Below are 12,530 nucleotides of genomic sequence, written 5' to 3' on the forward strand. Positions count from 1 at the left end.
TCGCTCATCGGACTCACCGGAACTTCGGGTCGAGGGCGTCACGCAGGGCGTCACCCATGAGGATGAAGGACAGCACCGTGCCGACCAGCAGACCGCAGGGGAAGAGCAGCAGCCACGGGTCCTCCAGGAAATAGACCTGGTGCTGGCTGATCATGATGCCCCAGGACTGCGTGGGCGGCTGGAGCCCGACGCCGAGGAAGGTCAGCGTGGCCTCCGCGGCGACGAACGAGCCGAGCACGATGGTGGCGTAGACCAGCATCGGCGCGATCGCGTTCGGCAGGATGTGCCGGAACATCAACCGCGAGTTGCGGGCTCCGACCGCCTTCGCCGCGTGCACGTAGTCCAGGTCCTTGGAGGAGATGACGCTGCCCCGGGTGATCCGGGCGATGGTCGGCCAGGCCAGCAGGAACAGCACCAGCGTGAGCGTCCAGATGTTCTGCTTCTTGATGACGGTGAGGAACACGATCGCGCCGAGCAGGAACGGCAGCGACAGAACGATGTCCATCACCCGGGAGATGATCCCGTCGACCCAGCCGCCGTAGTAGCCGGCGAGCAGGCCGAGGGTTCCGCCGAACAGCACGATGCCGCTGGTCGCCATCACCGCGATCACCATCGACGGCCGCGCACCGTAGATCGCGTGCGCGTAGTAGTCACAGCCCAGGACGTCGAAGCCGAAGGGGTGTTCCCAACTCGGGGAGATCCGGGACCGGGTGGTGCTGCACGCCCGGGGATCCTGGCTGGTCCACAGCCGCGGGAAGGCCGCCATCGAACCGACCACCAGCACGTACAGGCTGGCGATCACGAAGATCGGGTCCCGCAGCAGCTGCCGCCGGGCGTCCGCCCACAGGCTGGCGTTGCGCTCCTTGCCGCCCGGCCCGTCCGCCGTGGGGCCGTCACCGGCAACCGGCGCGCCGCCGACGGCGGTGCCGGCGCTCGTCAAATCGCTCATGCCGACACCCCGCACCGCTCCGTGCCGCCATGAGGCACCACCGCGCTGAGCCTGATGATCCGCTCGCTCATGTCCACACCTCGTTTCGCTCCACCCGGCCACCGGGACCGGTTGGGGAGACCCTGCGTCCGCATCGCCACCTCGGTTGCGTCACTCATAGCGGATCCTCGGGTCGAGCACGGCGTACAACAGGTCGACCAGCAGGTTGGCCAGCAGCACGACCAGCACCAGCATGGTCACCACGCCGATGACCACCGACGATTCCCCGGTGCGCGCCGCCAGCGTGACCAGTCGACCGATGCCCGGCACGTTGAAGATGGTCTCGGTGACCACCGCGCCCGCCATCGCGGCGCCGATGTCGACACCCAGGAAGGTGATCACCGGGATCAGCGAGTTACGCAGCGTGTGCACACCGATGACGCGCTTGGTGGCCAGGCCCTTGGCCTTGGCGGTACGGACGTAGTCGGCCCGGATGTTCTCCATGATGCTGGTCCGGGTCAGCCGGGCGGTGACCGCCAGCGACGTCGCACCGAGCACCATGCCCGGGATGATCAGGCTGGCCCAGGGATAGTCCGGCTTGAAGCCGGGGGTGAAGACGCCGACCGAGATCAGGTCGGGGATCCAGTCCTGGCCGCGCAGCACGTTGCCGAACTTGACTCCGACGAACTCGCGCACCACGAGGCCGAGCACGAAGATCGGCACCGAGATCACGAAAACCGTGCTGATCTTCACCAGGTAGTCGACGAAGCTGCCGCTGCGCAGCCCGGCGAGCACGCCGGCCGCGATACCGACGATCGCCTCGAAGAGGATCGCGATGACCAGCAGCTTGAGGGTGAACGGCAGGGCGTCCGCCACCAGCTCGGTGACGGGGCGCTGGCGCAGGTTGATGCCGAAGTCCGGCGGATAGGTCAGGAAGATGTTCTGCAGCCGGTCGGCGAAGAGCCCGAAGCAGGGGTTGCCCCGCTGACCGAGGCAGGGGTCGTCGTAACCGAGCCGCTCGGTGATCGCCTGGAGCAGTGCGGGCGGCGGCGTCCGGTCGCCGAACAGCGCCCGGGCCGGGTTTCCGCTGAACTGGATCGCCAGCGAGGTCAGGTAGTGGAGCAGGAACATGGTGCCCAGCACGGTGGGGATGAACTGGAGCAACCGTCGGATGACGTAGCGCCCCATGTCGGGGTCTCCTCTCGGCGCTGACGTGGCGGCAACGATCACCCTGGTGGGGAGACCGTTGCCGCCACGTCTATTACGGCGGGATCAGGCGGTTGAAGCTCAGTTCTGCTTCAGCGAGGTCGCACCGTAGTCGGCGTCCGAGACAGCGTTCCAGACGAACTGGTCCACGTTGTCGCTGTAGACCGCCGCCACCTTGCTCCACCACATCGGGATGACCGGCAGGTCTTCGCCGAGGAAGTCCTCACCCTTCTGGTAGGCCGGGATGGCGTCCTGGATCGAGTCGGCCGCGTCACCCTCCTTCATCAGAGCGTCGAAGTCGGCGTTGCTGTAGGTGGAGTTGTTGCTGCCGGCACCGGTGCCGTACAGCGGGTACAGGTAGGTCTCCATGAACGGGTAGTCCGGGCCCCAGCCGAGGCGGAACGGACCGGTGAACTTCTTCTTGTCCGCGGTGTCGAGGTACTCCGGGAACTGGAGGTTCACCTTCAGCTCGTAGTCGATGCCCAGGGCCTCCTTGATCTGGTCACCGACCGCCTGCAGCCACAGGTCGTGACCGGCACCGGCGTTGGCCCAGAGGGTCAGCTTCTTGCCGGCCGGCCAGCCGCCAGCCTCGGCGAGCAGCTGCTTGGCGCGCTCGACGTCCTTGGTGCAGTACTTGCAGACGCCCTCGCGGGCACCCTCGAAGGTCGGGGCGACGAACCCGGTGGCCGGGGTGAACCGGCCGTCGAAGACCGCGTCGATGATCGACTGGCGGTCGAGCGACAGCGACAGGGCCTGCCGGACCCGCTTGTCCTTGAAGGCGTCGTCGTAGAGCGGCATGCCGACGTAGGTGAAGCTGTCACCCGGCTGCTCGTACATCCGGTCGCCGTACTGCGCCTTGGCCTCCTTGTAGCGGGCCGGAGGCAGCGTGTACATCACGTCCAGCTCGCCCGCCTGGAAGGCGGAGTAGCCGGCGTCGACGTCGGCGAAGATCTTGTACTCGATGCGGTCCGGCTTGCCGGGCTCGCCCTTCCAGCTGTCGCTGCGGACGACGTTGATCCCGACGTTGTGCTGCCAGCTACCGTCCATCTTGTAGGGACCGTTGCCGATCGGCTTCTCGTTGCACGCCGCGATGTCGTCGACACACGCCTGAGCCATCGGGAAGAAGCCCGGGTAGCCGATCGTGGTCGGGAAGCCGGAGAACGCCGACTCGAGCTCGACGGTGAAGGTCAGGTCGTCGACCTTCTTCAGGCCGGACAGCTCCTTGGCGGCCGGCTCCGGGGCCTTCTTCGGGCCGTCGCCGTCCGGGTCCTCGGACTGGACGTCCTTGATGCCGGCGATCCGCTTCATGAAGTAGCCGTTGTTCTGGGCGTTCGGCGAGTAGGCCGCGAAGTTCCACGACCGGATGAACGCGTCGGCGTTCACCGGCTCACCGTTGTCGAAGACGTAGCCGCTCTTGAGCTTGATCGTCCAGAGCTTCTGGTCGTCCGACTCGACCGACTCGGCCAGGTCCATCTCGACGGCGGAGGTCTCGGCGTTGTACTTGACCAGACCGCGGAAGAGCTGGCGGATCACGTACAGCGACGGCTCGTCGTCACCACCGGACGGCGTCAGGAACGCCGGCTCCGACGCGTAGACGCGCAGCGTGCCGCCGGCCTGACCGGCCGACTCGTTGTCGTCGCCACCGCCGCCACAGGCGCTGGCCAACATAGCGGTGGCGGTCGCCGCGACCGCCACCTTCAGGAATTTCCCGCGCATGGGAGTGCCTCCTCAGGGCGCTCGGCTCACGAGGGGGTTGTGAGGTGCCTGCAACTGTGACACCCGATGCGCCCAGGCGGGAAGGCGTGTTATCAACCCGATACCCGCCCGGGACGGTGCCGACATCGACTCCGAGGCGCCTTTGCGCCACGCCGCAGGCATGGTATGAGCTGCTCGTCAACCACGTTTCCACGCTCAGCCGACCGCCGCATGACGTCGGGTCGACGACCCCGCGAACCCGGCGGTGCATCGACGTGAATCTCGCCACTCCTGTCCGGATGCTACCCGAAAGTATGAGCCTGATTCCAGACCAGCAGCCGATCAGCGCGACACCGAGCGACGATTCGATGACCCCGAAAGCCTCCGACCCCGGATCCGCGTTGATGGGATCCGGGGCCGGACTCGGGGCGTGGTCGATCAGGCCGTGAAGTGAACCCTCCGGCGCCGCAGCACCAGGACGGTGACCGCGCCGGCGAGGAGCAGCACCAGTCCGGCGGCGATCGCGGTGACGATCGGCGCACCGGTCAGCGGCAGGCCCCCGTCATTGGAGGCCGGCGAGGTGGAGGGGGCGGGGCTCGACGGCGACTCCTCGGGAGTGCTCGGGGTCGGTTCCGGCGACGGGGACTCCCCCGGGGTGGACGGCGTCGGCTGCGGGGTCGTCGGCGCGGGGTTGCTCGGGGTCGCCGTCGGCGTCGGCGCCTCGGTGAAGGTGGCGGCCGCCTTGGCGGTCACCGTGGAACCGGTGCTACCGCCCAGGATCAGCTTCTGCGCCGCCTTGCGCCCGGTGTAGAGGAACACCCGGCCGAAGGAGACCGAGTCGGCGGCGGAGGCGGTGACACCGACCTCGCCGGCCTCCTCGGTGGTGAGCCAGAACTGGCTCCCGTTGCTGGTCGTGGTCACCGGCGCACCCTCGGCGTCGACGGCCGACCCGCCGGTCACCGCCAGGGTGATCTCACCCGCCGGCCCCTTGACCGTGAAGGGGCCGGCCTTCTCGCCGACCGTCGCGGTGGCCGTGGTCGGATCGATGCTCAGCTCGGCCTTCGGCTCGGGCTGGTCGGTGGCGTTCGCGATCAGGTAGTCGTGGACCTTCTTGATCACGTCGTACTTCGGCTTGCTGATCAGGTCACGTCCAGCGGCCCAGTCACCGAGCACGATGCCGTCGCTGAAGTGCCACACGGCCGTCTGGGTGCCGAAGTAGAGCAGGTTACGACTCTCCTGCTCGTTCGTGCCGGCGGGCATGGTGGCACCGGCGGCGGCCAGCAACGCGGCCGGGTCGGCGTTGGGGTGACCGTGGGTGAGCACCCACTGGACCTTCGCGAGGTTCTTCACCTGGGACTCGTCCCAGGTGCCCTCCTGGTAGGTGCCATCGATGGCGACGCTGGTGTGGTAGTCGATGCAGAAGGCCGGGACGCGCTTGCCGTCGATCTCGATGGCCAGTGCCGACGTCCGCTTGACCTTGCCGTCGAGCAGCAGCTTGACGCTGCTACCCGGCACCGCCTTCGCCACACCGGTGGCCGGGTCGTCGGCGGCTGCGGGGGCGGCGGCACCGAGCGCGAGCGCGCCCCCGGTGACGGCGGCGAGCGCGATCCGCGCCCAGCGCCGTCCTCGTTGTCCGATCATGAGTTTCGTGCACCTCTCGGGCAGGAAGTGACCCGCGTACGCGCGGGCGGCCGGAGTCGCCCTTCCCGCGGGATGAGCGGCATCCGCGCGCGGGAAGGCGAGAGGCATTATCGACCGGCACTAGATCATTTGTCACGCCCTACGACCTGATCGGCCGCATATGCCGGAATTTCGGTTACACCAGTCGCCGGTCCGCCGCCCACCGGGACAACTCGTACCGGTTGGACATCTGGAGCTTGCGCAGCACGTTGGAGACGTGGGTCTCGACCGTCTTGATCGAGATGTACAGCTCCCGGGCGATCTCCTTGTACGCGTACCCCCGGGCAAGCAGCCGCAGCACCTCGCGTTCCCGGTTGGTCAGCTGGTCCAGCTCGGGATCGGCGACCGGCGCGTCCGGGCGGGCCGCGAAGGCGTCCAGCACGAAACCGGCCAGCCGCGGGCTGAACACCGCGTCCCCGTCGGCCACCCGCCGGATCGCCGCGGCCAGTTCGTCCGGCGAGATGGTCTTGGTCACGTAGCCCCGGGCACCAGCCCGGATCAACCCGATCACGTCCTCGGCGGCGTCGGAAACGCTGAGCGCCAGGAAACGCACCTGGGGATGGGTACGTCGCATCGCCTCCAGCACGGCCCGGCCGCCACCGTCGGGCATGTGCACGTCGAGCAGCACCACGTCCGGTCCGGTGGCCGCGATCCGGCTGACCGCCTCGGCCACCGTGCTCGCCTCGCCCACCACCTCGACGTGCGCGCCGAGTTCGGCGCGTACCCCCGCCCGGAACATGGCGTGGTCGTCGACCAGGAACACCCGCAGCGGTCCGGGCCCGGTGCCTTCCGGTTCGACCGGTCGCGTCGACTGCTCGGCCATCATCTGTCCCTTTCCGCCGTGGCCGAGTCCCGGGAGATCGGCAGGATCAACCGGACCTCGGTCCCCTCTCCAGGCCGGGAGCGGATCTCCGCCCGGCCACCGTGCCGCTTCATCCGCCCGACGATCGAGCCTCGGACACCGTGCCGATGGTCCTCCACGGTATCCGGGTCGAACCCGACACCCCGGTCCCGTACGAAGACACTGACCTGTTCGGGCTCGACCTCCGCGTAGAGCGAGACGGTCTGCACCCCGGCATGTCGGGCGGCGTTCACCAGCGCCTCACGTGCCGCGGCCACCAGCGCGCCGACCCGCTCGTCGGTTTCCCGGTCGCCGACCACGACCGCCTCCACCGTCATCGCGAAGGTGTCCTCGACCTCGGCCGCGGCCTGTTCGAGCGCGGCCGCGAAGCGTTCGGTGGGTGACGCGGTGGGCTTGTAGAGCCAGTTGCGCAGCGAACGCTCCTGACCCCGGGCGAGCCGCTGCACGGTCTTGACGTCGCTGGCGTTGCGCTGGATCAGTGCGAGGGTGTGCAGCACCTGGTCGTGCACCATGGCCGCCAGTTCGGCCCGCTCCTGTTCACGGATGCGCCCCTCGCGCTCCGAGCGGAGCTGGTTCCAGGTGCGCCAGAGCACCGGCGCGGCCACCACCCCGACACCGGCGAGCCCGACCAACGCGAAGATCACTCCGTTGATCACGGCGTCGAGGTTCTGCGCCGGGGAGTAGACCGCGGCCACACCGATGATGCCGACCGCGACCAGCACCCCACCGCCGACGAAGCGGAGCACGAACGCCCGCCGGTCACTCTCCTCTATCACCGCGCCCAGCCAGGGCACGGGCATCGACTCGCCCCACTGCCGCCGCCGCTCGGGCGTGGACTGGTGCCAGATCACGCCGGCGCCGACCGCGATGATGGCGACCAGCCAGCCCGCCGTGCCGGTCGCACCGACCGAGTCGAAGACCATCACCTGGATCAGCAGCACGCCGAGCCCGATAGCCACGAACGGCAGCAACTGCCCGACGTCGCGGCGAGGCGGTACGGCGGTGTCACCGGGTCGTAGCGGCACCACCGCCCAGAAGGCCGCGTAGAGCAGCAGACCGAGCCCGCTCAGCCCGAGCAGCACCATGAAGGCGATCCGGACCCGGACCACCGGTACGCCGAGATGCTCGGCGATGCCGGCGGCCACCCCGGCGGCCATCCGGTGCTCCGGAGCGCGGTAGAGGCGGGGTGGTTGGCTGACGGTGCTGATCGCGGGCTCCCTGGTCAGGACGGGTCGGGCCGGACGAGACGCGAGGGTTTCCGGCGCCGATCCGATCGTCACACGTGGCGTGGTCGCCCGACCACGGGGACGCCCCCGACATTCGGACCGACCGTTTCTCAGGGTGGGGTCAGGGTCGTCTCCGGAGGTCGCTCGGGCGTCGGGCGCAGCAGGATCGAAGGCATGACCGATGATGCTGCCCAGCCGCACCGGCCGGGGCCGACGGATCCGGAGCCCGCGTCTCCGGGGTCCGCCGGGCCGGCCGCACCCGAAGCCTCCGGTGCCGGGACGGACGCCGCGCCCGCACCGGCCGGTGGGCGGGCACCCACCGGTGAGACGGCGTGGGACGGCGCACCGCCACCCGCCGCCGGGCCAGCGCCGACCGGCGGGACGGCGTGGGACGACACCGCCGCACCACCGCCGACCGGCGGAACGGTGTGGGGCGACACCGCCGGGTCAGCATCCGCCGGGCCGGGGGGGCCGGGCGGATCAGGCGAACCGGGCGGGCCGGGCCGGCACGGCGGACCGGGCGGGCCAGCCGGGGCTGGCGGGCCGGGCGGCGGACCGCCACCGGGGGGTGGGCCGGGTGCGCCCTTCGGCGGTGCCGGCTTCACCTCACGGTACGGGCTGGTCCGGCCCCGCGAGGGTCGTTACCTGGCGGGCGTCTGCGCTGCCGTCGGCCGGGCCACCAACACCGACCCGGTGCTCTGGCGGGTACTGCTGGCGGTCCTCGGCTTCTTCGGCGGCGTCGGCATCCTGGTCTACGTCGCCGCGTGGTTGATCATCCCGGGTGAGGGCGACAGCGCCTCGCCCGTCGAATCCATGCTCGGTCGCGGGCGCTCCAGCATGTCCCCGGTCACCGTGATCGTGCTCAGCGTGGTGGTCGCGGTGGGCTTCGGCTTCGTCGTCACCGACGCGTTCCGCGCCGTGCTGCTCGGCGCGGCCATCCTGGTCGGTGGAGCGCTGCTGCTCAACCGCCAGCAGCGCGAGTCCCGACCCGAGCCGACGGCGACCGCGTTCGGCATGCCCGGCGCGGGTGCCGCACCGAGCCCACCCCCGCCACCGGGACCGGTGCCGCCGGTCAGTTATCCCGGGCCGGCCGCCTACCCGGCCGCGTACCCGGGCTTCGGCCGCACCGCGACGGTCGCGCCACCCGCGTTCCACCCGCCCGGGCCGGTCTCCGGCGTTCCCTCTGCACCACCGCCCGGGCCGCCGGGGCCCGGCGGGCCGGAGGCGACCATGCAGGTGCCACCGGCACCGGTGTGGCCGACGAGCGCCGCCGCGTCGGGTCCACCGGTCGCCCCGCCGACCTACCGTCCACCCTTCGCCCCGCACGGCCCCTACGCCGGGCCGCCGAAGGTGGCGCCACCACCACCGGCCAAGACCAAGCCGCCACGCAAGCCCCGGGAACGATCGGCTCTCGGCGCGGTGACCTTCTCGCTGATCTTCGTTGCGCTGGGGCTGGTCGGGATCCTCGACCTGCTGGACGTCTTCGGCATCGGCGCCTCGGCCTACTTCGCCGCCGCACTGGCGGTGATCGGCCTCGGCCTGCTCGCGGGCACCTGGTTCGGGCGGGCCCGTTGGCTGATCGCGCTGGGTCTGGTGACCGCCGCGGCCTTGGCCGTGGTCACCGTCGTCGAGTCCTACGACCGGGTCCGCGGGGTGGACGGCGCCGTCACCTGGGCGCCGACGGATCACCGCGACCTGGCCGTCCGGTACGAGCAGAGCTTCGCCGACGCGGTACTCGACCTGCGGGCGATCGACTTCAACCAGAAGGAGACGGAGATCACCGTCGTCATCAATTTCGGCGAGGCCACCGTGGTGGTGCCACCGAACGTGGACGTGACGGCGACGACGCAGGTGACTGCCGGTGACGCGAACATCCTCGGCCAGCGGGCCCGAGGCATGGACAACCGCCTCGCGGAGGTTGTCGATCTCGGCCCGGACGGCGCCGGGGGCGGGAAACTGCGCCTGAACCTGCACGTCAACGCCGGACACATGGAGGTGACCCGGTGAGGGCCCACCGTACCGACCTGGTGTCGTTCGCCTTCGGGCTGCTCTTCCTCGCCCTCGCAGCCTGGTGGCTGCTGGCCCAGGTGCTCGGTCTCGTCCTGCCACCGGTCGGCTGGTTCCTGGCCGGCGGGCTGATCCTCGTCGGCGGGCTCGGCCTGATCGGCGCCCTGCGCTCCAGCCGGCACAACAGCCGACCGGCGCCTGCCGACACCGACGGTGACGCCTCGGGGGCGGGCGACGGGGACGCCACCGACACTCTCCCGGAGCCGGCCGATTCCGACATCCCGACGTTGTCCAGTCCGCCGGCCTCGGAGGCGACGGACGACACCGAGCCGCAGGAGGACCGTACGCTCGATCTGTTCGGCGGGGACGAGACGCCACCGCCCGGACAGCCGCGCCGCGACGCCTGACCGTGCGGCGGCGGTCGCCCGCCGCCTATGCTGGCCGGTGTGCTCCCGCCAGCGCCGGCCGGCCCGCGCCCGCAGGGCATCCCCGCGGTTCGTCAGCTTGCGCGGGCCGTCCCTGGCCAGGCCGACCTCCCCGCCGGCGGTGACCTCAGCGTCAGTCGCCTCTACCCGTCAGGAGCCCGTTCGACATGACCCAGTCCCCCGCCGTGCGTACGTCAGACCGATCCGGTCCGGTCCGCCTCGGCGAGCGCGCCGCCCGTACCCTCGTCTCCGAGCTTGCCCGGATCAACGACCCGAAGGCCGCCCTGCTGGTCGGCGCGGCCCCGGAGTCCGCGGTGCTGGCCGCGGCGATCGAAGCGATGCTTCCCGGCGACACCCTCACCGTGGTACCCGCCGAGCGGGTCAGCGCCACGGCGCTGCGGGAGCACGTCACCGCCCAGGGCCGCTGGGTCGCCGACCGGGTCAAGGTCGTGGAGAGCCTCGCCGAGGCGGAGCCCGCCGCGGTGGTCATCGTCGCCGAGCCGTTCGCCGGCACCGCTGACGAGGCCCGCACCGCCATCGAGGCGGTCACCAAGTACCTGACCGACGGCGCGGTGCTCAGCGTGGCCGCTCCCGTCGCCCGGACCGCCGGTGCCGCCGCCGAGCTGGACCGGCAGGGTGCGCTGCACGGCGTCGGCGAGGACCTGGTGCTGCGCAACAACCCGCCGGTACGCGTGTACCGGCTCCGCTTCACCCCGGCGGACGCTGCGGTGGCCGAGCAGCTCGCGCCCGCGTACCGGCCGTCGAGCGTGCCGCTCACCCGCGACATGCACATCGATTCCAACGGGGTCGCCGCCGCCGGTATCGCACTCGGGCTGGCCGCGTTCACCCGGCTGGCCCGGCCGAAGTCGAAGCTCTGGCTGCTGCCCGCGCTGGCCGCCGCCCCGGTGGCCGCCTTCTTCCGGGACCCGGAGCGGGATGTGCCGGAGGACCCGTCGGCCGTGGTGGCCGCCGCCGACGGTCAGGTGCTGTCGGTGCAGCGCCTGACCGACGAGCGCTTCGGCGACAGTGAGTTCCTGCGGATCGCGGTCTTCCTGTCGGTGCTCGACGTGCACGTCAACCGCGCCCCGGTGGCCGGGAAGGTGGTCGACTACTTCGTCGCCGACGGTGGGTTCGTGAACGCGATGAAGCCGGACGCGGAGCACAACGTGGCTGCTTACACGGTGCTGGACACCACGCACGGCACGGTGGTGGTGGCGCAGCGGACGGGCCTGATCGCCCGCCGGATCGTGCAGCGCGCTCCGGTCGGTGCCCTGCTGGCCCGTGGCGAGCGCTTCGGGCTGATCCGCTTCGGCTCGCGTACCGACGTCTACCTGCCGGCGGACGCCGCGGAGCCGCTGGTCGGGCCGGGCGACAAGGTGATCGGCGGATCGAGCGTGATCGCCCGCTGGCGCTGAACGCGCGGACACGGCGGTATGGAAAGGGGCGTCGCGGGCTGGCCGCGACGCCCCTTTCCATGGCTGGGGATCAGACGATGGTGCGGCGCTGCCGCAGCCAGAGCACCGGACCGCTGATCAGGTATCCGACCACGATCAGCCCGAAGGTGAGCCGGACGTCGATCAGGGCGCCGACCACCGGAGCGAGCCAGACCCACGGCGGCAGCTTGACCAGGCGGGCGAGCTTGGCGTACGGGAAGCTGCTCACCATGGTGAAGGCGAGCAGCGCCACCCCGGCGATCTGCACCGCGCCCGGCACCGGCATGCCGATCACCACCATGAGGGCCAGCACGGCGGCGGCCATCGTGGTGGGTACCCCGGAGAAGAACCGCCCGTCCTTGGGCGAGACGTTGAACCGGGCCAGGCGGATGGCGGCGCAGGCGGCGACCAGCGCTGCGGCCACCGCGGCGGCGGCCGTCGGTGCGGAGCCGGCCAGTGACGCGTAGACCACCACGGGTGCGGCGAGGCCGAAGGAGCACATGTCGGCCAGGGAGTCCATCTGGGCACCGAACGGGCTGGACACCCCGAGCTTGCGGGCCAGGGCACCGTCGAGTCCGTCGAAGGCGACGCAGGCGATCAGCAGAAGCGCGGCCAGTCGAACCTCGCCCTGCATGGCGACGAAGATCGCGTTGATGCCGAGCAGCAGGCTGGCCAGGGTGCAGGCGTTGACCAGGGCGAACTTCACCTGGCGGGCCCGTGTCCGCTCGCCCGGGAGCAGCGGGACGGAGGTCGCCTCCGGCTCGGCCAGCACCGGTGCCGTGACCGGATTGGCCGGGGCCGGCCCGACCAGCGGGCTGACCGGGGCGATCGTCTCGATCCCGGCGCGGTCGAACCGCTTCAGGCCGTACCGGCGGCGTGGCCGGTCCTGGTACCGGGGCTCAGGCAACACGTCGGTCGCGCCGTGCAGTTCCGCACCTCGGCGGCCGACGCGAACCAGCAGGACCTGGCGGGCGAGGGTGCCACTGCGGCGCAGCGGGCCCGTCCAGCTTCGCCCTGCGGGACGCGGGCTGTCAGTCGTACGACGCCGGCGCCATGGGGCTCTCGGCA

The 12,530-nt window shown here is 71.0% G+C and carries 10 protein-coding genes and 1 pseudogene; 3 read left to right on the forward strand and 8 right to left on the reverse strand.

What is annotated here, in order from left to right:
* Positions 1 to 13 precede the first annotated feature (13 nt).
* The 7 genes from SM447_RS21895 to SM447_RS21925 form a co-directional block, all read right to left on the reverse strand.
* Positions 14 to 949: an ABC transporter permease gene (locus tag SM447_RS21895; protein WP_474574703.1), complete on the reverse strand. Its 936-nt coding sequence runs from the start codon at positions 947 to 949 to the stop codon at positions 14 to 16.
* Complete coding sequence (locus SM447_RS21900; RefSeq protein WP_474574704.1) at positions 946 to 1,107, reverse strand: hypothetical protein; 162 nt, start codon at positions 1,105 to 1,107, stop codon at positions 946 to 948. The genes SM447_RS21895 and SM447_RS21900 overlap by 4 nt, the downstream gene beginning before the upstream one ends.
* Positions 1,100 to 2,116 (reverse strand): ABC transporter permease, encoded by a 1,017-nt coding sequence (locus SM447_RS21905; protein WP_474574705.1) that lies wholly within the window; start codon positions 2,114 to 2,116, stop codon positions 1,100 to 1,102. Before SM447_RS21905 ends, SM447_RS21900 begins: the two co-directional genes overlap by 8 nt.
* 99 nt (positions 2,117 to 2,215) lie before the next feature.
* Positions 2,216 to 3,850 (reverse strand): peptide ABC transporter substrate-binding protein, encoded by a 1,635-nt coding sequence (locus SM447_RS21910; protein WP_474574706.1) that lies wholly within the window; start codon positions 3,848 to 3,850, stop codon positions 2,216 to 2,218.
* Positions 3,851 to 4,267: 417 nt separating this feature from the next.
* Positions 4,268 to 5,470 (reverse strand): thioester domain-containing protein, encoded by a 1,203-nt coding sequence (locus tag SM447_RS21915; RefSeq protein WP_474574707.1) that lies wholly within the window; start codon positions 5,468 to 5,470, stop codon positions 4,268 to 4,270.
* Between the two features lie 175 nt (positions 5,471 to 5,645).
* The gene (locus SM447_RS21920) at positions 5,646 to 6,332 is read right to left on the reverse strand and encodes a response regulator (RefSeq protein WP_474574751.1); all 687 of its coding nucleotides are present in this window, start codon (positions 6,330 to 6,332) and stop codon (positions 5,646 to 5,648) included.
* Complete coding sequence (locus tag SM447_RS21925) at positions 6,332 to 7,597, reverse strand: PspC domain-containing protein (RefSeq protein WP_474574752.1); 1,266 nt, start codon at positions 7,595 to 7,597, stop codon at positions 6,332 to 6,334. The genes SM447_RS21920 and SM447_RS21925 overlap by 1 nt, the downstream gene beginning before the upstream one ends.
* 174 nt (positions 7,598 to 7,771) lie before the next feature.
* On the opposite strand from SM447_RS21925, the gene SM447_RS21930 reads away from it, so the two are divergent.
* The 3 genes and pseudogenes from SM447_RS21930 to SM447_RS21940 all read left to right on the forward strand — a co-directional run bounded on the left by SM447_RS21930 (position 7,772) and on the right by SM447_RS21940 (position 11,444).
* The gene (locus SM447_RS21930; protein WP_474574708.1) at positions 7,772 to 9,604 is read left to right on the forward strand and encodes a PspC domain-containing protein; all 1,833 of its coding nucleotides are present in this window, start codon (positions 7,772 to 7,774) and stop codon (positions 9,602 to 9,604) included.
* Positions 9,601 to 9,783 (forward strand): annotated as a pseudogene (locus SM447_RS21935) (hypothetical protein); the annotation flags it as partial. The gene SM447_RS21930 and the pseudogene SM447_RS21935, both read left to right, overlap by 4 nt.
* A gap of 413 nt (positions 9,784 to 10,196) precedes the next feature.
* The gene (locus tag SM447_RS21940; protein ID WP_474574709.1) at positions 10,197 to 11,444 is read left to right on the forward strand and encodes a phosphatidylserine decarboxylase; all 1,248 of its coding nucleotides are present in this window, start codon (positions 10,197 to 10,199) and stop codon (positions 11,442 to 11,444) included.
* 70 nt (positions 11,445 to 11,514) lie between these two features.
* Here the strand turns inward: SM447_RS21940 and SM447_RS21945 are convergent, their stop codons facing one another.
* On the reverse strand, positions 11,515 to 12,456 hold the full coding sequence (locus SM447_RS21945; RefSeq protein WP_474574753.1) for a CDP-alcohol phosphatidyltransferase family protein: 942 nt from the start codon (positions 12,454 to 12,456) through the stop codon (positions 11,515 to 11,517).
* Between the last annotated feature and the right edge of the window lie 74 nt (positions 12,457 to 12,530).

The sequence above is a fragment of the Micromonospora aridisoli genome (genome assembly GCF_056150025.1).

What these genes read in the sequence shown, in the direction of transcription:
- SM447_RS21895 (WP_474574703.1), bottom strand. Translation starts at nt 949, where the DNA reads ATGAGCGATTTGACGAGCGCCGGCACCGCCGTCGGCGGCGCGCCGGTT.
- SM447_RS21900 (WP_474574704.1), bottom strand. Translation starts at nt 1,107, where the DNA reads ATGAGTGACGCAACCGAGGTGGCGATGCGGACGCAGGGTCTCCCCAAC.
- SM447_RS21905 (WP_474574705.1), bottom strand. Translation starts at nt 2,116, where the DNA reads ATGGGGCGCTACGTCATCCGACGGTTGCTCCAGTTCATCCCCACCGTG.
- SM447_RS21910 (WP_474574706.1), bottom strand. Translation starts at nt 3,850, where the DNA reads ATGCGCGGGAAATTCCTGAAGGTGGCGGTCGCGGCGACCGCCACCGCT.
- SM447_RS21915 (WP_474574707.1), bottom strand. Translation starts at nt 5,470, where the DNA reads ATGATCGGACAACGAGGACGGCGCTGGGCGCGGATCGCGCTCGCCGCC.
- SM447_RS21920 (WP_474574751.1), bottom strand. Translation starts at nt 6,332, where the DNA reads ATGGCCGAGCAGTCGACGCGACCGGTCGAACCGGAAGGCACCGGGCCC.
- SM447_RS21930 (WP_474574708.1), top strand. Translation starts at nt 7,772, where the DNA reads ATGACCGATGATGCTGCCCAGCCGCACCGGCCGGGGCCGACGGATCCG.
- SM447_RS21940 (WP_474574709.1), top strand. Translation starts at nt 10,197, where the DNA reads ATGACCCAGTCCCCCGCCGTGCGTACGTCAGACCGATCCGGTCCGGTC.